The organism is Plantibacter sp. 2H11-2 (assembly GCF_050031945.1).
Lineage (GTDB): Bacteria > Actinomycetota > Actinomycetes > Actinomycetales > Microbacteriaceae > Plantibacter > Plantibacter auratus.
The window spans coordinates 1-17,099 of the sequence record NZ_JBNBBL010000004.1; the positions used below are offsets into that span (position 1 = coordinate 1).

At 65.7% G+C, this 17,099-nt stretch carries 20 protein-coding genes and 1 pseudogene; 14 read left to right on the forward strand and 7 right to left on the reverse strand.

What is annotated here, in order from left to right; genetic code table 11:
* The first annotated feature begins 23 nt into the window (after positions 1 to 23).
* The 3 genes from ACQG07_RS09480 to ACQG07_RS09490 all read left to right on the forward strand — a co-directional run bounded on the left by ACQG07_RS09480 (position 24) and on the right by ACQG07_RS09490 (position 2,286).
* Entirely contained in the window at positions 24 to 1,295 is a 1,272-nt protein-coding gene (locus tag ACQG07_RS09480; RefSeq protein WP_426738103.1) for a histidine kinase, read from the forward strand.
* Positions 1,292 to 1,951: a response regulator gene (locus tag ACQG07_RS09485; RefSeq protein WP_191940180.1), complete on the forward strand. Its 660-nt coding sequence runs from the start codon at positions 1,292 to 1,294 to the stop codon at positions 1,949 to 1,951. The genes ACQG07_RS09480 and ACQG07_RS09485 overlap by 4 nt, the downstream gene beginning before the upstream one ends.
* A 119-nt stretch (positions 1,952 to 2,070) precedes the next feature.
* The gene (locus ACQG07_RS09490) at positions 2,071 to 2,286 is read left to right on the forward strand and encodes a hypothetical protein (protein WP_426738104.1); all 216 of its coding nucleotides are present in this window, start codon (positions 2,071 to 2,073) and stop codon (positions 2,284 to 2,286) included.
* 296 nt (positions 2,287 to 2,582) lie between these two features.
* On the opposite strand, the gene ACQG07_RS09495 is transcribed toward ACQG07_RS09490, so the two are convergent.
* From ACQG07_RS09495 to ACQG07_RS09505, 3 genes are all read right to left on the reverse strand, one after another.
* Complete coding sequence (locus ACQG07_RS09495; protein ID WP_426738105.1) at positions 2,583 to 3,920, reverse strand: extracellular solute-binding protein; 1,338 nt, start codon at positions 3,918 to 3,920, stop codon at positions 2,583 to 2,585.
* Complete coding sequence (locus ACQG07_RS09500; RefSeq protein WP_426738106.1) at positions 3,917 to 4,516, reverse strand: carbohydrate ABC transporter permease; 600 nt, start codon at positions 4,514 to 4,516, stop codon at positions 3,917 to 3,919. The genes ACQG07_RS09495 and ACQG07_RS09500 overlap by 4 nt, the downstream gene beginning before the upstream one ends.
* Positions 4,517 to 4,731: 215 nt before the next feature.
* Positions 4,732 to 5,580: a carbohydrate ABC transporter permease gene (locus tag ACQG07_RS09505; RefSeq protein ID WP_426738107.1), complete on the reverse strand. Its 849-nt coding sequence runs from the start codon at positions 5,578 to 5,580 to the stop codon at positions 4,732 to 4,734.
* 193 nt (positions 5,581 to 5,773) lie between these two features.
* Here ACQG07_RS09505 and ACQG07_RS09510 point away from each other — a divergent pair, with 193 nt between their 5' ends.
* The 3 genes from ACQG07_RS09510 (at position 5,774) to ACQG07_RS09520 (ending at position 8,365) form a co-directional block, all read left to right on the forward strand.
* Positions 5,774 to 6,493 carry an MgtC/SapB family protein gene (locus ACQG07_RS09510; RefSeq protein WP_426738326.1) on the forward strand — a complete coding sequence of 240 codons (720 nt, stop codon included), beginning with the start codon at positions 5,774 to 5,776 and terminating at the stop codon, positions 6,491 to 6,493.
* 26 nt (positions 6,494 to 6,519) lie between these two features.
* Positions 6,520 to 7,665 carry a LacI family DNA-binding transcriptional regulator gene (locus ACQG07_RS09515; RefSeq protein WP_426738108.1) on the forward strand — a complete coding sequence of 382 codons (1,146 nt, stop codon included), beginning with the start codon at positions 6,520 to 6,522 and terminating at the stop codon, positions 7,663 to 7,665.
* A 70-nt stretch (positions 7,666 to 7,735) separates the two neighbouring features.
* Positions 7,736 to 8,365: a 2'-5' RNA ligase family protein gene (locus tag ACQG07_RS09520; protein ID WP_426738109.1), complete on the forward strand. Its 630-nt coding sequence runs from the start codon at positions 7,736 to 7,738 to the stop codon at positions 8,363 to 8,365.
* A gap of 98 nt (positions 8,366 to 8,463) precedes the next feature.
* Here ACQG07_RS09520 and ACQG07_RS09525 read toward each other — a convergent pair whose 3' ends face one another.
* Entirely contained in the window at positions 8,464 to 8,625 is a 162-nt protein-coding gene (locus tag ACQG07_RS09525; protein WP_426738327.1) for a hypothetical protein, read from the reverse strand.
* A 360-nt stretch (positions 8,626 to 8,985) separates the two neighbouring features.
* On the opposite strand from ACQG07_RS09525, the gene ACQG07_RS09530 reads away from it, so the two are divergent.
* From ACQG07_RS09530 to ACQG07_RS09540, 3 genes are all read left to right on the forward strand, one after another.
* Positions 8,986 to 9,492 (forward strand): hypothetical protein, encoded by a 507-nt coding sequence (locus ACQG07_RS09530; protein ID WP_426738110.1) that lies wholly within the window; start codon positions 8,986 to 8,988, stop codon positions 9,490 to 9,492.
* A 61-nt stretch (positions 9,493 to 9,553) separates the two neighbouring features.
* Entirely contained in the window at positions 9,554 to 9,781 is a 228-nt protein-coding gene (locus ACQG07_RS09535; RefSeq protein WP_426738111.1) for a hypothetical protein, read from the forward strand.
* A gap of 478 nt (positions 9,782 to 10,259) precedes the next feature.
* Positions 10,260 to 10,475: a hypothetical protein gene (locus ACQG07_RS09540; protein WP_426738112.1), complete on the forward strand. Its 216-nt coding sequence runs from the start codon at positions 10,260 to 10,262 to the stop codon at positions 10,473 to 10,475.
* A 175-nt stretch (positions 10,476 to 10,650) separates the two neighbouring features.
* Here the strand turns inward: ACQG07_RS09540 and ACQG07_RS09545 are convergent, their stop codons facing one another.
* Together ACQG07_RS09545 and ACQG07_RS09550 are read right to left on the reverse strand one after the other, a co-directional pair.
* Positions 10,651 to 11,244, reverse strand: coding sequence for a recombinase family protein (locus ACQG07_RS09545; protein WP_426738113.1), 594 nt, complete (start codon positions 11,242 to 11,244; stop codon positions 10,651 to 10,653).
* A gap of 172 nt (positions 11,245 to 11,416) precedes the next feature.
* Positions 11,417 to 12,250 (reverse strand): potassium channel family protein, encoded by an 834-nt coding sequence (locus ACQG07_RS09550; RefSeq protein ID WP_426738114.1) that lies wholly within the window; start codon positions 12,248 to 12,250, stop codon positions 11,417 to 11,419.
* Between the two features lie 235 nt (positions 12,251 to 12,485).
* On the opposite strand from ACQG07_RS09550, the gene ACQG07_RS09555 reads away from it, so the two are divergent.
* From ACQG07_RS09555 to ACQG07_RS09570, 4 genes and pseudogenes are all read left to right on the forward strand, one after another.
* Entirely contained in the window at positions 12,486 to 12,707 is a 222-nt protein-coding gene (locus tag ACQG07_RS09555) for a hypothetical protein (RefSeq protein WP_137242631.1), read from the forward strand.
* A gap of 157 nt (positions 12,708 to 12,864) precedes the next feature.
* Complete coding sequence (locus tag ACQG07_RS09560; protein WP_426738115.1) at positions 12,865 to 13,908, forward strand: ABC transporter substrate-binding protein; 1,044 nt, start codon at positions 12,865 to 12,867, stop codon at positions 13,906 to 13,908.
* A gap of 50 nt (positions 13,909 to 13,958) precedes the next feature.
* A pseudogene (locus ACQG07_RS09565) lies at positions 13,959 to 15,013 on the forward strand (FecCD family ABC transporter permease).
* On the forward strand, positions 15,010 to 15,807 hold the full coding sequence (locus ACQG07_RS09570; RefSeq protein WP_426738116.1) for an ABC transporter ATP-binding protein: 798 nt from the start codon (positions 15,010 to 15,012) through the stop codon (positions 15,805 to 15,807). Before ACQG07_RS09565 ends, ACQG07_RS09570 begins: the two are co-directional and overlap by 4 nt.
* On the opposite strand, the gene ACQG07_RS09575 is transcribed toward ACQG07_RS09570, so the two are convergent.
* A complete protein-coding gene (locus ACQG07_RS09575; protein ID WP_426738117.1) occupies positions 15,773 to 16,675 on the reverse strand; it encodes a PhzF family phenazine biosynthesis protein in 903 nt (300 codons plus the stop codon). The genes ACQG07_RS09570 and ACQG07_RS09575 overlap by 35 nt on opposite strands.
* A 63-nt stretch (positions 16,676 to 16,738) precedes the next feature.
* Here ACQG07_RS09575 and ACQG07_RS09580 point away from each other — a divergent pair, with 63 nt between their 5' ends.
* Positions 16,739 to 17,083 (forward strand): cupin domain-containing protein, encoded by a 345-nt coding sequence (locus tag ACQG07_RS09580; RefSeq protein WP_426738118.1) that lies wholly within the window; start codon positions 16,739 to 16,741, stop codon positions 17,081 to 17,083.
* The last annotated feature ends 16 nt before the right edge of the window (positions 17,084 to 17,099 follow it).

Genomic DNA, 17,099 nt, shown 5'->3' on the forward strand with positions numbered 1-17,099 from the left:
AGATGTGTATAAGAGACAGACCCATGACCTCTCCCGCACGGCCCGCCCCGCTCGCGGCCCGTCTGCGCTCGGCGCTCCCGCCGGTCCTGGTCCTCGCCGGCGCGGTGGGGTACCTCGGGGTCGTGCCGTGGGTCGACGAGCTGCACGCCGTGCCGGGTCAGGTGTCACCGTGGGCGCACGCGGCCCTGGTCGTGCTCCAGGCCATCGCCCTGCTCTTCCGGCGTCGGCACCCTGTCGCGGTGTTCGGCGTGGCGGTCCTCCTCGACCTCGTGGTCCTCGGGTCCAGTGGTGGCGAACTCGGGATCGGCTCGTTCGGCGTGATCCTCGCCACCTATGCGCTCGCTCGTCGCGCGGAGCGGCGGACGGCCATCCGCGCGCTGGTGGCCGGTGCGGTCGCGACGACGGTGGTCGGCGGCATCGCGATGATCTTCGGGTCGTCCGAGGAGCCGCTCATCCTCGTGTTCGCGGCCGTTGCGCGCATCGTGTTGCAGTACGTGCTCCCGGCCGGTGTCGCCGAGTACGCCAGGGGTCGCGAGCGCCTGCTGTCGGCGATCGAGGACCAGGCACGCATGGCCGAGAACGAGCGTCGCATCAGCGTGCAGAACGACCTCCGCGCTGAGCGCACCGCCCTCGCGCGGGAGCTGCACGACATCGCCGGGCACCACCTGTCGGGGATCATCGTCAGCGCGCAGGCGGCCAGCGCTCTGGTGGAGCGCGACCCGGAACGCGCTCGGGAGATGCTCCAGACGGTGCAGTCGGACGCACGGACGACGCTCGTGGACCTGCGGCGGACGGTCGGCCTGCTGCGCAGCGACGACGCGGACGCCCAGGGCGGCGGAGACGGATCGACCCTCGGGCCAGCGACCACTCCGACGATCGCGGCGATCCCGGAACTCGTCGAGGCGGCGCGGTCGCGTGGGCAGCACGTCGCGTACACCGTGACCGGTGAGCCTCGTGTGCTGGGGCCGCTCGCGGAGACGGCCGCGTACCGGACCGTCCAGGAATCGCTGGCGAACGCCGCCCGGCACGCGCCCGGAGCCGTCTGCCGCGTGGCGGTGCGGTTCGAGGTGGACGCGATCGAGCTCATCGTGACGAACGCGGCGTCGTCGCAGCGGCCTGCGTCGCCGTCTCGTGACGGTTATGGCCTCTGGGGCATGCGCGAGCGTGCCGAGCTCATCGGAGCGCGATTGACCGCGGCGCCGACGGACGACGGCGGGTGGCGCAACCGCCTGACCATCCCCGACGAACACCGTCCCGACCAGCAGGGTCCCGACCAGCATCGGAGTGACGCATGATCCGCCTCCTCATCGCCGACGACCAGGCGGTCGTCCGCGCCGGCCTCTCGGTGATCCTCGGTGCCGAGCCCGACATCGAGGTGGTGGGTGAGGCGATCGACGGTGCCGACGCGGTGCGGTTGGCGAAGGAGCTGCGTCCGGACCTGATCTGCATGGACATCCGGATGCCGGGCACAGACGGGATCGCGGCGACCCGCACGATCACCGCGGACCCGGAACTCGACGCCGACGTCCTCATCCTCACGACCTTCGACGTCGACGCGGACGTGTTCGCCGCCCTCGAAGCCGGTGCGGCCGGCTTCCTGCTGAAGGGCGCGGACGAGGCGACGCTGCTCGCCGCGATCCGTTCCGTCGCAGCGGGGGAGGGGACGCTCGACCAGCGCCTCACCCGTCGCATCCTCCGCGAGTTCTCGGAGCGCCGGCGCGAGGCCCCGGTCGCGACCGCGCCGGTCGAGTCACCGCTCACCGATCGTGAGTTCGAGGTGCTCGACCTCCTGGCGCAGGGACTCTCCAACGCGGAGATCGCCGACCGCCTCTTCGTCGAACCCACGACGGTGAAGTACCACCTCGCCGGCCTGCTGCAGAAGACGGGAGCGCGCGACCGCCTCCAGGCCGTGCTCTGGGGCATCCGTGCGGGGCTCGTCGACCCGCGTTGAGCTGTGGGTGCCGCATGCGAACGACATAATATATATTATCAGCTCGTAGCTGACGTAGGGCGGCGTCGTGTCGCGCGGGTCTCCCGCGGAGGAATTGCCGCCGGCTGAGGCCGAGCATAATGGCGGGATGCCGAAGCCTGCTCCTGGTCGACGAGCCCACCGCCGCCCTCGACCGCCGCCGCAGCCACGAAGTCGTCCAGCTCCTCGCCGACCGCGCACACGACTCCAACGTCGCGGTCGTCATGGTCACCCACGACCGCGACGTCCTCGAGCACTGCGACCGCATCTTCGAGATGGTCGATGGGCGCCTCGCCGAAGGCGCTCTCGCGCACTGATCCCGATCCACGACGGACACGGCCGTAACCCCCACCGCATCTCAGGGGACGTCACGGCCGTGTCCGTCGTTCACAACGTGAACGCATAGCTCCCCAGCAGTTGCAGGAAAGATCACCTCTAGCACGGCCTCTGCGACGGCGACCGGTTGCTCGTGCAGATGAGCGTCGGCACGGTCTCCGTCCGATCGCACTCATGCGCACCCGAAGTGGCGGCGCGGTTTCCCGCACCCGGCGGCCCGAAGAACACTGCAGGCCTGCTGGGCGGGCGGGACGTCGGCCGGCCCAGCAGAGCTCGTCTACTTGCCGACGCGTTCGTTGTAGGCCAGGAGTTGGGTGGTGCCCTTGTCCTGTGCCGCCTGCAGCGAGGTGCGCACGTCCGCGCCGCCGGCGATGGCTTGAATGGCGCTCTTCACGTCTGCTCGGCTCTGTCCGAATGCTCCGTTGTGGCATCCGCCGGTGGCGGCTGACTCGGTCGTGTTCGTCAGCTGGGTGAGTAGTGCGACCTTTGCCTGGGTGGATTCAGACTTCGTGAGTGCGTCGAGTGCCTCCTGGTTGCTTGGGAGGTATCCGCTGTCCTGGAAGATCTGTTCCTGCACGCTCTTTGATCCCATGAACTTCGAGAACTCCAGAGCAGCTGCTTGTTCTGCGTCACCGTGTCCCTCACCCAGGATCCAGAGGGAGCTGCCGCCTGGTACCGCTCCGCCCTTGTCGCCGGAGATCGGTAGAGCGAAGGCATTGACGTCGAAGGCGGCAGCTGCCGAGGTTGTCCCGAGGCTGGCCGAGGAAGCCAAGAGCATGGCTGATTGGCCGACGCTGAAGGAGTTCTGAGCTGCGACGCCGTCACTGCCGACATTGACGATTGCCCCGGACTGGAGAGAAGTTTGGTAGTGACTCCATACGTCGACGAGGTCGTCGTTGACGAAGTCGAATGCGTCGGCAGGCTTCCCCTTGAGTCCGTTGTCCGGTGTGCAGTAGACGACACCGTTCAGCGCGCTGAACTGCTCGTTCCACCACTCGTTCTGCTGGAACACGAGTCCGGGCGTTCCGGTTGTCTCGTAGATCTTGTCTGCCCAGTCGAAGAGTTCAGAGACCGAGGTGGGTGGCTTCGACGGGTCGAGTTCGGCGGTTGCGAGGATCGCCGGGTCGAAGAAGACGGCTGGTTGCGAAACCATCAGGGGCACGGCCCACAGTTCGTCATCGAATGTGTAGTAGTTCGCGGCCGCGGGGACCACGCCGTCGGCATCGAACGGCTTGCCGTCGAAAGCAGTGACCGCCTCAGGGGCGGTGGCGAGTCCACTGTCGTGCAAATACGACGCGAAGGTGTCGCCGCCCTGCAGGAGCACTGGAGTGTCACCACTCTGCACGGCGTTGGTGAGCTTTGCCGTCGTTTCGGTGTAGTCGCCCTGATAGACCGCATTGACGGTGATGTCATACGCGTTGTCGCTGTTGAACGCATCGACCTGCTTCAGGAGGGCGTCGGCAGACGAGCCGCCAACCGAATACCAGAAGTCCACGGTGATCGGGCCACTCGGGGTGACTTCTGGTGTTGCTTCACCGGTGCATCCTGCGACGCCGACTGTCAGTGCGGCGATCACCCCGATGGCCGCGTACGTCTTCGTGCGTGTGCTGATCATTTGACTGCTCCTTCAGTGAGTCCTCGAGCGAGGAACTTCTGGCCGACAATCACGAGGATGATCGTCGGAATGCTGACGACGACAAGCCCAGCAAGGCCTGCGCCGAAATCGGTGTCTGCTTCGTCGAAGAGGGCTTTCACGCCAACCTGCACGGTCCGTGACGTCGGCGACTCCGTGACCAGGAGGGGCCAAAGGTAGCCGTTCCATGCGGCGATTGCGGACACGAGGGTGACCGTCATGATGATCGGTTTCGTGAGGGGAAGCAGGAATCGGAACAGGAACCGCATCGGCCCAGCTCCATCGATCGTCGCGGCTTCAAGGATCTCGGTCGGGAAGCTCATGAAGGTCTGCCGCAACAGGAAGATCGAATAGGCGGATGCCACGAACGGGATGAAGACGGCGATCAGGGTGTCGAAGAGGCCGACAGACCGGATGGTGAGGTAGTTGGCAACCACCGTCGCCTCGTTCGGGATCATCATGGTCACGAGATACGCCGCGAGGATGAGCCCGGGACGGCGGAACCTGCCGAAGACGATCGCGTAAGCCGCCAGCACGCTGGTCATGACCTGCAAACCGGTCTGCGCGATGACGACCATGAGGCTGTTGAGCATCTGTCGAAGCAGTGGGGCGCGGTCGAACGCGGAGGCGAAGTGATCCCAGGTGAATCCGGTCGGGAGGATGTCCCAGAGCGTTCCGGTGATAGCAGGAGTCGGTCGAATTGCTCCGAAGAGCACGTACGCCAGGGGAAGGATGATCGCCAGAGCGACGATCGCGAGGTAGGCGAACAGAGCCACTTGCGGAATGGTCTTCTTCATCGGTAGTTGACCTTCCGCTCGAGGACGCCGAACTGAATCGCGGTGAGCGCGAGGATCAGGACGAGCAAGATGATGGATCGCGCAGATGAAGCGCCGTAGTCCGCCGTGCCACCGAACGCTGCCTGGTAGATGTCGATAACGAGTGTGCGGGTCGAGTCGGCCGGCCCACCACCGGTCAAGACGTTGATGATCGTGAACTCTCGCAACGCCTGAATCGACTGGGTGACGATGATGAAGAACAGCGTCGGCGTGATGAGCGGAAGGGTGATGCTGATCGTCCGGCGCCAGAATCCTGCTCCATCGACATCCGCGGCCTCAAACACCTGAGCATCGATCGAGTCAAGCGCCGCTAGCAGGAGTAGCACGGTGAACCCGAGCGCCGTCCACACATCGACGATGATCACCGAAAGCAGCGCGACGTCCGTCGACGTCAACCATCCGACATTGCCACCTCCCAAGGCTTGAGCGATGACATCGAACAGGCCTGTGGACGGGGTCATCAGCGCGCGAAACGCGAGGCCTGCGACTGCTGTCGACACAGCCATCGGAATCAGCACCGATGCGCGGAACACGCCGGTCCCTCGAACACGCCGCGAAAGCGGAAGCGCGATCGCCAACCCGACGATCACCTTGGCAGAAACGGAACCAACCATGAACAGCACCGTCGTGCCCAGCATGCGCCAGAAGTCCGAGTCGGCGAACATCGTCTCGAAATTCTTCAACCCAACGAACCCGCTGGGTTGCCCGAAGAGATTCGTGGACTGCATCGACAGGAAACTGGTGCGCAGAAGTGGCCAGTAGTCGAAAGCGACGATCGCGAGGAGGCTCGGCAACAGGAACAGCACCGCCCACAATTGCGGCTTCTGGCGTCGCCGAGTCCGAGACCTCGGCGCGCCTCGAACGGAAGTATCAACCACGATGTCAGCTCCGATGGATTGTGAGGGGCAATTGCGAGTGTAGGGAACGTTCCCTACACTCGCAACCACCGGTTACAGGATTCTGTAGCCGAGGCGACCAAGCGCGGAAGATCCGGTGAATATGTTGTTGCAGATTGAATGGTTCGGGACGTCGACCCTGACTGAGATGTTCCTGCTCGTGCTGGCGTTCATCTTGTCCGCCGTCATCGGCCTCGAACGCCACCGTCAGGTCAAGAGCGCCGGCCTACGCACGCACACGTTGGTCGGTGTCGGCGCGGCACTGTTCACACTCGTGTCCGCCTATGGCTTCAGCATGATCGACGGCACGAACGTCACCCTCGACCCGTCTCGGATCGCCGCCCAGATCGTGTCAGGCATAGGCTTCCTCGGTGCTGGCGTGATCTTCGTCCGACAGAACATCGTCTCGGGACTCACCACTGCGGCGTCCATCTGGGTGGTCGCTGCGATCGGCATGGCGTGTGGAGCGGGCATGCCGATTCTCGCCGCATTGGGAACCTGCATGCACCTCTTGACGGTGACCGTGCTGTCCCGACTGGCGCGAAAGGTCCCTGTTGCGGGCAGGGGACGCGATCTCATCGTTCACTACAAGGATGGGCGCGGCGCCCTCCGCGCGATCCTTGAACGTGCGTCGGAGCTTGGTTTCGAAGTTGCGCTCACCGGCACAGACCGTGAGGAAGCGGGGAGAGCCACACCAATCGTCGCTGCGAGCCTGAGGTTCAACCGCGGGAAGACATCAATCGATACCCTCGTGGAAGCACTCACCGAGATCAAGGGAGTGCAGCGCGTCGCCGGTGCGGACGACGGAGATTCGTCACTCTAGGAGCAGAGAGCAGCGGTGGTATCGCGATGAGTCCAGCCAAGGAAGGGAATGCCCGCGAGGTCGCAGTGGAGCGGGTGGCGGCTGGCGAGTCCGTCGAGGAGGTGGCCCTACGGTTCAATATCGCTCCCGACAAGCTCCGTCGCTGGTCCGGCCTCGCCCCGGTGACGCCAGATACCTCGACGGTTGACAAGCCCCGGCCGAGAAGCGGACAGGCCACGATTCTGGACCTCGCTGAGCGGACAGGGCTCTCGAAATCAGTGGTCTCGCGTGCGCTTCGCGGGCAATACGGTGTCAGTGCCGACGCGCAAGACCGTGTCGCTCGAGCAGTTGACGAGCTCGGCTACGTCTCGAATGCCGCCGCCCAGAACCTCAGCGCCTACCGGACCAACACCATCGGCGTCCTCGTCCGAGACGCCTCCGCAGCGTTCTACGGCGAGATGCAGTCCGCGCTCCAGAAGCGCGGTACAGCTCTCAACCAGCGCGTCTTCATCACCTCCGGCGCCCTCGACAACCACGACGAGCGACGAGCGCTCGAGGATCTCATCGCCCTCCGCGTGGACGGGCTGATCGTCTGCAGCGGTCGACTGCCACTCCGCGAAGTCGAACGATTCTCAGATAGGTTCCCCGTCGTCGTCGCGGGCCGCCCCGATGTGAACGGCAATGTGAGCAGCGTCTTCGGCGACGAGGATGAGGGAGCCAGACTCTTGGCCCGCCACGTCGTCGAACGCGGACACCGACACGTGGCCGTCACCCGACCCCCAGCCGGTGTCGCACCGCTGCTCCGGCGTCGCACGCAAATCATGGCCGAGGAACTGCAGCGCCTGGGCGCTCAATCCGCATTCCACGACGTCGCCTCGGCGAAAGACATCGCCGAGACGCTTGCTCAAATACCGCCCGCTGTGACCGCGGTGATGTGCCCCAACGACCGCTATGCAGCCGAGTTGCTCCTGGCGCTCCGCGGAGCTGACCGATCACTCGCGATAACGGGTTTCGATGGCATCGGTGGGCTTTCCAGTGAGCTCATCGGCCTCACAACCTGGCAGCAACCCATCGAGGAGATCGGCGTTCGCGCCGTCGACGTCCTCATGCAACGCATCAGCGACTCACAAGCAGGGGTCCGCCACGTCAAGATCCCTGGAACCCTTCGAATCTCGCGTTCGACGGCAATCTAACTCGGAGTTAGTTCCATTGCAGCAGCGTTGCAGCTAACGTAGGGAACGTTCCCTACATTGGAGTTGTTCTGTGAGTCCCAAAGCCAACGGATACACCTATGGCGTATATCTGCGCCCTGACCCCCTCACGTGTCGCGCGGTCGTCGACCTCACTGATCTCCTGAAGCGTCAGTTCGGAATCGTGTCGGCTGCCGCTTTTCCCCCGCACGCAACGCTCGCGGGCGCGGTGCCGAGCGACGCCACGACCGAGGAGCTCATTGCAGCACTCGACCCGGTCATGGGCCAGGCGACGGCAATCCCTGTCCACAACGCAGGAATCAGTCGACACAACATCGCCGTGACGTTCAACGTGGACATGACTCACCGGGGCGAGAAGAACCACGCGATCAAGGCCCTGGCGGTCGCCATCGATGAAGCCTTGGAACCGCTCAAGGGCAGCTCATCCGGCCACCGGATGAAGCCATTCGACGCGGACGGGTTCCGAGCGCATCTCTCGCTCGCGTCCCATGATCTCGAGACGCTCCCCCACCTTCGGAGTGAAGTGGAAGACTTCCTCCGAGCGTCACCACACTCCGCGCCGTCCGACTTCATCGCCGACACCATCACGCTGTTCCGATTCCACAGCGCGGATTGGTCCGGCGAATGGTGGCACGATCTGCGATGGTGGCACCTGCACTCGTGGAAACTGCCCCGCCTGTAGCCGTAACCATCGCTGGCAGAGCTGCTGACCGATGCGACGCCCACAGCTGAGGCACCTCGCGGACTGGTGCCGGTAGCGGTTCGGTCGGCCGAGGATGTTCAGGCCTCGGCACCCTTCGACGAGCCCTGCCTGCTCTCATGCACCGACAGCTCGAGCTCGATGAAGGCGTCAATCATCGCCCGATACGTGTGCTCCACAACCTCGGGTGACGCGCCTGCTCGTTCAGCGAGGGCGCGAACTTTGACGATGACTGTCTCCACTCGATCAGGGGCTCGAACAGCACCACGATCCTGCTTCAACTTCCCCGCCTCGACGACCCCAGGGTCGAGGAAAGATCGAACGCTTCTTCCGAACGATCAACACCGAACTCCTTGCCCTTCTCCCCAGACACCTCGGACCCGGCAATAGAAAACCTCAGCCTGTCCTGGATCTCCCCGCACTCGACCTGGCGGTTGGTGTCTCGAAGAACTCGACGGACCATTCAGCCTCAGGCAGGTGATTGGCGGGAGCGGTAGTTGTCGACCGCCGATCACAGCAGATAAGTTTTGCTGGTGGAAATTCTCTTCACTCCATCTGCTCCAGATTCCCCAGACGGAGGACGCCTGGGCGGCGCTCCGCCGATGACCATCCAGGAGCATGAGCTCTTCGCTACGCATCAGTACCTCCTGACGGTACCCGCGGATCACGCTCCGTGGGCTCGAGGTGTAGAGGTATCGGTGCTGCTGAGGCGAGGGTTCACTATTGGTGACGACGACCTCGAGTACCCGAATATGGCGATGCGTGCGATCGTGCATGAGCCGTCACCGCGCGGCGATCGCCCCGAGTTCGGGTGGCCAGAACTTCGCGCAACTGCTCTCACCGTCATGCCTGGCGATGACTCTCCCGGACTTGTGCGTATCGCAGATGAACCGCAACTGATCCAGCAAGAGCCGGAGTACTCGGCAGCGGTCCGTGCCGACGGACACCGATTCCTGTTCCAGATCGACGAGGACGGCTGGCCAGTCGACGGGGACCTGGCCGGCACCGTGGACGAATACCTCTGGGGTTACGGATCCGTGTACTTTTACGGAACTCCCGGGCCTGACGGAGTCGTCCGAGAGGTCCTCGCGGGTTTCATCGATTTCTGACCATCAGCCTCAATCGATCACGAATCAACACATTCAGCTACGACGGCAGCCGAGGACAGAAGTGGATTTCATCGGTTCCCCTCTGGGGCGGCTGACGATCAATGCGGCAGATGACAATCGCGATTCGCTCAAGGCATGTATCGCGGTTTGGGAGCCAGAAGTGATCTTCTTCTCGATAAAGCTCACTACAGACGGCTTTGTATCGTCAAGTGCGAACTTAGCGAAGAGCCGGATGGATAATTTCGAGAAATTCTCTGTTCTCGCATCCAGAACGGCCGCTATGCGATGAGTCACCTTAACACTGTCGCACCTGCCGGGGTTGTAGGTTTCCATAACCGGCCGAAACCGATCGTTTCTGAGCATGTTCCGGTCTACCTGATGCCGTAGCGAAATTATGAGGTATCTACCGCTTGGCGTCGGGTGGACGGCGTTGCACCACGGATCGCGTAATTCTTCGAATCCGCGGCGTTTTGGATGTGAATAAGCGTTCTACTCGCCAGCCAAATACAACCGCCGACCGGTGGGGCCAGGGGCCACCTGGCTCCAGCGGTCCGAGAGCAGCTCGCAACGGCGGAGACTCCGGAGGCGGAGGCGGAGGCGATGGCGATGGCGATGGGTGCGGTGGCGACTGAGGAACTGCTCATGCGCGGTAGCCTCACTGCATGGGGGAATCAGTATTGAAACGCCACGCGACACCCTCCCGAACCTGGCTGACCCTGTCCTGGTGCGCATCAGTCTTGGCCGCGGCGTTCCTGGGGGCAGGTGTGGTGAGCATCTCGACCTACGCTTCGTTCCTCGACTTCCCGCGGGACGATCCCAGCTGGATCAGCCACCACGACTGGCTCGCCTCCACCGGCACCGCTGCACTGATCATCGGCGCCGCGCTCGCGGTCTGCAGCGTGGTGGCGTTCATCCTGTGGCAGGTTGGGCTCCCGCAGAAGTACACCCGGAACGGGGAGCGGCCGGGACCGGGCGGGCCGTGAATGGCTACCGTACCCGCTCGTCCTAGCGCGGAAATTTGTCCCGCCAATAACAGTCGACAGGACCCATCCGTTTCCGATCGTTTCTGAGCGTGTTCCGGTGGATGCGATGCCGTAGCAAAGTTCTGTGGGCGTCTGGTGCCCAGAACTCGTTGCCGAATCCGAACTGCTCGAAGTCTCAGAGCGCAGGGGTTCTGTTCGTGGAGCCGGTCTGGTGGCGGTAGAGCGTCGCACGACTCCAGCCGACGAGTGCTGCGGCTTCTGCGGCCGAGCGGCCCCGGCTGCGCGCGTCGGCGACGATGGCGAGCTTCTCTGTGATGGTGTCTGGGTTCACCGGTGGGCGCCCGAAGCGGGTGCCTGCTTCACGCGCGGCAGCGATGCCGGCGTTCACGCGTTCGACGATGAGCTCGCGCTCATACTCCGCGAGGGTGGCGAGCATGTGGAGCATGAGCCGGCCCGTCGACGTCGAGGGGTCAATCCCATCCGAGAGCGATCGCACGTAGATCCCGCGGCCACGCAAGAGCTCGACCGTGTTCAGGACGTCGATGAGGGATCGGCCGAGCCTGTCGATGCGCCACACGATCACGGTGTCGCCGGCCTCGGCGTACTCGAGCAATTTCGCCATGCCGGGGCGCTCGATCGCGGTCTTGCTGCCGGATGTCACGTCAGCGAACACATCACGTTTCTGCACGCCAGCGGCGACGAGCGCGTCGAGCTGCAGCTGCGCGTCCTGGCCGGCGGTGCTCACTCTGGTGTACCCGATTTGTCTCATCGCTCCAGCATGTCTCAGAAACCTGCGCGAGCCACGACGAGACACGATTCAATATGAGACGAGTTTTCGAGACGATCGGCCATCGGCGATATCTGCGAACTTCCGGGCCTCAGCTCTCCGGATTTGTCGACAGCTCGCATGTCTCGTAAACCTGTTGCCTTTTGAGACGCTTTCAGATGTGCCTGATGAATAACGCCGTTAGGCTGGGCGCCGGTATCAGTCGTCCGAGGCGACGGATTGCCCTCGAATCGAGGCTCAGACCCCCCAGGGGCGGGCCGCCGGGATACTTCGCGCTCGCAGGAGGCGTCTCGCCCACTTTCCCTTCGATGAGCTGCCGAAGCGACGTGATCTCGTTCGTGAGTGCTTCGATGTGCGCACTGGTGATCGCTTCGGATACGGCCTCCCTTTGCTCGACGCGCTCGACGATCCATGAGGCAAGCGTGGCAGTGACGACACCGATGAGGGCGATCCCGCCGATCATGACTCCGACGGCAACGAGCTGTCCGGTGTACGTCACGGGGAAGTAGTCGCCGTAGCCGACTGTGGTGATGGTGACGAATGCCCACCAGAGGGCTTGGCCAAGTGTCTGGATCGAGCCGTCACCGCCGCGTTCAGCATCAAGGACCGCAAGACCCGCGACGTACACCAGGAGCGTGGATGCGCCGGCGGCATAGATGATGACCCGTCCTCGGAAGGCGGCGCCGGCGGTCCGGTTCAGGATCGCCAGGAGTGTGACGAGCCGGAGTAGGCGCAACGGCCGGAGCAGCGGGAGGACGACGATCGCGAGGTCGAGTAGGTGTGTGTAGAACCATCGCCATCGCGGCCTCGCGAGCACGAGATTGACGATGTAGTCGGCCACGAAGACCACCCACGTCGCCGCGATGATGACCTCGGCGATGCTTCCACCGGGTTCGGCGATCACCTCGTAGGAGTACGCCGCGAGGAAGACGACCGCCGCGATCGCGAGGGGCCATTCAGTGAGCTTCTGCCAACGTGCCTGGGTCATGCGGCGAGCGTATCTGGAGGAGCCGTCCGCGTTGACGTGTCCGGCGGACTGTTCCTGTGGTTGATCGGCGGGTCGGACTACCGAGCTAGAAAGTCGGGAACCTTGCGTTCGGTCATCCTCGCTGGCCAAGTTCAAGATCCGTGTGTCCGTAGCCGGGTTCCGTCTTCAGGGGGATGTGTCGTCGTGACGTGTTTGGTGCAGTTGGATCATGGAGTTGATGCTTCGAGGAGGAGATGTGGAAGTTCGGCGGCTACGGCTGGCACTGCGGCTCGTCAGCGTCGTTGCCGTCATCGGCGCGGCGGCCGCCGTCGTCTGGTTCGGGTTCGCGGTCGCCGATGCGTCCGGTGCTCAGATGACCGCGGCGAGCGCGATGTTCGCGGCAGTCGCGAGCGGGTGGTCGGGTGCTTTCGCGGGTATCAGGGCGAAGTTGAAGTCGGGCGAGGAAGCTCAGGTCTGACTTCGTGTGTTGGCCCGGGCCACGACGCCGCGGTTGAGGGCGGCGGCGCAGTAGACGATGGCGTGCTTGCCTCGTGGGTCGCGCGGCGGCGATTCGCGCAGCCCGGTCAGGTAAGGCTATCCTTCCTAGGTCCCACCCCTCGAATGAAGGAGACGACGTGCACCAGCGCGCCGCCATCAGCCTCGTCCTCGCCGCGGCACTCGCCGTCGGACTGTCCGCCTGCGGCGCGTCCGAAGCGGTCGAGCCCGAATCGACCGCAGCCGCAGGGCAGGGCGCGACCGACTACCCGCTCACGCTCGACAACTGCGGCACCGAGGTCACGATCGACGCCGCACCCCAGCGGGTCGTCTCCCTCGACCAGAACTCGACCGAGATCCTGCTGTCCCTCGGTCTCGAAGACCGCATGGTCGGCACCGCCTCCTGGACGGACCCCGTCCTCGACTCACTCGCCGACGCGAACGCCGACGTCCCGCGCCTGGCCGACAACGCCCCCACCTACGAGGTCGTCCTCGGTGCCGACCCGGACTTCGTCACCGCGTCCTTCGGCCGCCACTTCAACGAGGGCGGCGTCGCACCACGCGAGCGGTTCGCCGAGACCAGTGTCGCCAGCTACCTCTCGCCCACCGACTGCGACAACGGCACGAGCATCAACGGCGGCGGGACGCGCACGACGCCGCTCACCATCGACGCGCTGTACCAGGAGATCACCGAGATAGGCGAGGTCTTCGACGTCTCCGACCGTGCTGCTGCGCTCGTCGCCAAGCTGCAGGGTCGTGCCGCGAAGGCGACCGAGGGTGTCGACTTCGACGGCACGACGGTCGCGTTCTGGTTCGCCGACACGAAGACCCCGTACGTCGGCGGTGGGCTCGGATCCGCCGCGCTGCTCGCCTCGACCACCGGGCTCGACAACGTCTTCGGGGAACTCGGGGACGACTGGCCGGCCACCACCTGGGAAGACCTCGTCGACCGCGACCCGCAGGTCCTCGTCCTCGGCGACCTGCAGCGCGACCGGTTCCCCGGCGACCGCCTCGACGACAAAGTCGCCTTCCTGGAGTCCGACCCGCTCACGAAGACCATGGACGCGGTGCGCAACCAGCGGTACATCGCCCTGCACGGCGCCGAGCTGAACCCGTCCATCCGCTTCGTCGACGGCCTCGAGAAGATCAAGGCGTGGTGGGTCGAGCACGAGGACGAGCTCTGAACCCGGAGACGGTGACGAGCGGCGAACCGGTGACGAGCGGCGACACGCTGATGAACAGCGACACGGCACGGCGACCGGCCTCGCGCGCACGCCGCGCGACGATCACCGGCCTGCTCGTCCTCGCCGGCGTGGTCCTCCTCCTCGTCTCGGTCGGCATGGCGATCACGCTCGGACCGGCGGACATCCTGCTCGTGAACGTCCGGGACATCGTCGCGAACCACCTCGGTGTCACCGACATCCCGGTGAAGCTGTCGAAGGACGCGATCGTCTGGGAGGAGCGGTTGCCGCGAGCCTTCGTCGCGGCAGCCTGCGGAGCCGGGCTCGGGCTCTGCGGCGTCATCATGCAGTCGCTTCTCCGCAACCCGCTGGCCGACCCCTTCATCCTCGGCATCTCCTCCGGTGCGTCGACCGGTGCCGTCGCGATCGGGATCCTCGGACTGGGCGGGGCGTCGATCGGCCTCTCCGGCGGCGCGTTCATCGGCGCGCTCGTCGCCTTCGGACTCGTGCTGCTGCTGTCCCGTCTGTCGGGCGGCGGGACCGACCGGGTCGTGCTGGCGGGCGTCGCCAGCACGCAACTCTTCTCCGCACTGACCTCGTTGATCATCTTCGCGTTCGCCGACTCGGACGAGACGCGCGGCGTGATGTTCTGGCTGCTCGGCTCGCTCGAGGGCGTGCGCTGGGACGACGTGGCACTCTGTGCGATCGTCGTCGTCGCCGGTCGCTCCTGTGCCTGCGGTACGCCCATGCGCTCGACGCGTTCGCCTTCGGTGAGGACGTCGCGGCGTCGCTCGGCATCCACGTCGCGAGGACGCGGGCGATCCTGCTCATCGCGACGGCGCTCATCACGGCGACCCTGGTGAGCGTCGCGGGGGCGATCGGCTTCGTCGGACTCGTGCTGCCCCACGCCGCCCGCCTACTCGTCGGACCCCGTCACGGTCGGCTCATCCCGGCCACGGCGATCATCGGTGCGATCTTCATGGTCTGGGTGGATGCCGGCTCCCGCGCCGCGTTCTCACCGACGCCGCTGCCGGTCGGCGTCGGGACCGCGCTCGTCGGGGTCCCGGTCTTCATCGCGCTGCTGGCGCGGAGACGGAGGCGCGGATGACCCTGCATGCAGAGCACGTGTCCTGGAACCGCGGCGGCGCGCTCGTCGTCGACGGCGTGACCCTGCACCCCGAACCGGGACAGACCGTCGGCCTTCTCGGTCCGAACGGGTCGGGGAAGTCCTCGCTTCTGCGGATGCTCCACGGGCTCGTGAAGCCGACCGCCGGACTCGTGACGCTCGACGGTGTCGACCTGGCGTCGGTCGGACGAAGGCGCATCGCGCGTTCGGTCGCCTCGGTGACGCAGCACGCCGACACCGACGTCGACATCACGGTGCGCGACATCGCACGACTCGGTCGGATCCCGCACCGCTCGGGGCTCGGCGGTGACACCGCAGCCGACGAGACCGCCGTCGACCGCGCGCTCGCCCACGTCGGCCTGCTCGACCAGGCCGGCCGCCTGTGGCACACCCTGTCCGGAGGCGAACGCCAGCGGGCACAGATCGCGCGGGCACTCGCCCAGGAGCCGCGCGAGCTCCTCCTCGACGAACCGACCAACCACCTCGACATCCGACACCAGCTGGAGCTGCTCGACCTCGTCTGCGCGCTCCCGGTCACCACCGTGATCGCCATCCACGACCTCAACCTCGCCGCGATGTACTGCGACACGGTCGTCGTGCTGCGGGCCGGCCAGGTGGTCGCTGCCGGGGCACCGGGCGAGGTGCTGACCGCGGCGCTGACCGCGGCGCTGATCGCAGACGTCTACGGCGTGGTGGCCGAAGTGACGCTGGACGTCGAGCGCGGGTATCCGGTGGTCACGTTCACGAGATCGGCTGGGCCGTCCCCGTCACGGTGATGCCGCCGGAGGCCGAGACGTCGACCGCCAGCAGACTGGGCGCGCCGACGTGGTGGCCCTGCCGGATGAGGATCCGAGACGGAGGGGTGAGGAGACCGAGCTCCCGCAGGTAGCCACCGAAGGAGGCGGCTGCGGAGCCGGTCGCCGGGTCCTCGGTGATATCGCCGACGGGGAAGAGGTTGCGGGCCTCGACGAGCAGGTGGCCGGCGTCGTCGAAGCCGTGATCGTGCACGACGGTCACCGTCCCGGCCCAACCCTGCTCGTCCATCAGCGCGCGCAGGGCGGCCGGGTCGAAGGTGAAGGCGTCGAAGACCTGCTGCTCGCGGACCGCGACGACCGGGTGCCGGTTGCCGGCGAACGACTCGCGGAGCGGCCACCGCTCGTCGAGGTCGGAACGCTGGAGCCCGAGTAGTGACAGCAGACGATCGGCGACCTCGGCGTCGAGAGCGCGCACGGTGGGTTCGACGCTGGTGAACGACGCGGTGATCGAGCCGGTGCCGCCGTTCGTGTCGGCGTCTGCGTCGGAGGCCGTCTCGACGACGAGGGGCCCGACGTTCGTCTCCAGCGTGAAGCGTCCGACGCCACGGCGCTCAGCCAGGGCGACGGCGGTGGCAATGGTCGCGTGACCGCAGAACGGCACCTCGGCGCCGGGGGAGAAGTAGCGCATGCGCACGTGGCGGTCGTCGCCGTCGACACCCGGGTCGACGACGAACGCCGTCTCCGGATACGCGACCTCGGTGGCGATCGCCTGCATCTCGTCGTCCGTCAGCGCCGAGGCGTCGAGGACGACCCCGGCAGGGTTCCCACCGCCCGGCTCGGCTGCGAAGGCGGTCAGGCGGAGGATCTCGGGAGGTCGCGTGGTCGACATCCGACGATGCTACCCGCTCGAAAACCGGTGTCGCAGCGCGCCGGAGCGGCGTACCGTTCAGCCATGATCAACGACGATCCGACGGTGAGCAATCCCGACAACTACACGACCCTCTGGGAGAACGACTTCGTGCGTGTCCTGGACTACCAGGACACGCCGGGCACGCAGACCGTGCCCCACCGGCATCCGAACAGCGTGATGATCACGCTGACCGACTTCCAGCGCCGACTGCACTCGGGCGAGCGGGTGTTCGACACCGAGCTCCACGCCGGGAACCCGGTCTGGTTGCCCGCGCAGCGGCACTCCGGCGAGAACACCGGCACGACCCCGACGCACGTCATCCTGGTCGAGCTGAAGGGCGCATCGGCTGGCGAGGAGTCGGCGGCGGCGCTCGGGCCTGCGCGATGAGCGGGCGCGATGCTAC

Bases quoted from the DNA above. Each gene is read 5' to 3' on its own strand.
- ACQG07_RS09480 (WP_426738103.1), top strand. From the start codon at position 24: ATGACCTCTCCCGCACGGCCCGCCCCGCTCGCGGCCCGTCTGCGCTCG.
- ACQG07_RS09485 (WP_191940180.1), top strand. From the start codon at position 1,292: ATGATCCGCCTCCTCATCGCCGACGACCAGGCGGTCGTCCGCGCCGGC.
- ACQG07_RS09490 (WP_426738104.1), top strand. From the start codon at position 2,071: ATGGCGGGATGCCGAAGCCTGCTCCTGGTCGACGAGCCCACCGCCGCC.
- ACQG07_RS09495 (WP_426738105.1), bottom strand. From the start codon at position 3,920: ATGATCAGCACACGCACGAAGACGTACGCGGCCATCGGGGTGATCGCC.
- ACQG07_RS09500 (WP_426738106.1), bottom strand. From the start codon at position 4,516: ATGGTCGTCATCGCGCAGACCGGTTTGCAGGTCATGACCAGCGTGCTG.
- ACQG07_RS09510 (WP_426738326.1), top strand. From the start codon at position 5,774: ATGTTGTTGCAGATTGAATGGTTCGGGACGTCGACCCTGACTGAGATG.
- ACQG07_RS09515 (WP_426738108.1), top strand. From the start codon at position 6,520: ATGAGTCCAGCCAAGGAAGGGAATGCCCGCGAGGTCGCAGTGGAGCGG.
- ACQG07_RS09530 (WP_426738110.1), top strand. From the start codon at position 8,986: ATGACCATCCAGGAGCATGAGCTCTTCGCTACGCATCAGTACCTCCTG.
- ACQG07_RS09545 (WP_426738113.1), bottom strand. From the start codon at position 11,244: ATGAGACAAATCGGGTACACCAGAGTGAGCACCGCCGGCCAGGACGCG.
- ACQG07_RS09550 (WP_426738114.1), bottom strand. From the start codon at position 12,250: ATGACCCAGGCACGTTGGCAGAAGCTCACTGAATGGCCCCTCGCGATC.
- ACQG07_RS09570 (WP_426738116.1), top strand. From the start codon at position 15,010: ATGACCCTGCATGCAGAGCACGTGTCCTGGAACCGCGGCGGCGCGCTC.
- ACQG07_RS09575 (WP_426738117.1), bottom strand. From the start codon at position 16,675: ATGTCGACCACGCGACCTCCCGAGATCCTCCGCCTGACCGCCTTCGCA.
- ACQG07_RS09580 (WP_426738118.1), top strand. From the start codon at position 16,739: ATGATCAACGACGATCCGACGGTGAGCAATCCCGACAACTACACGACC.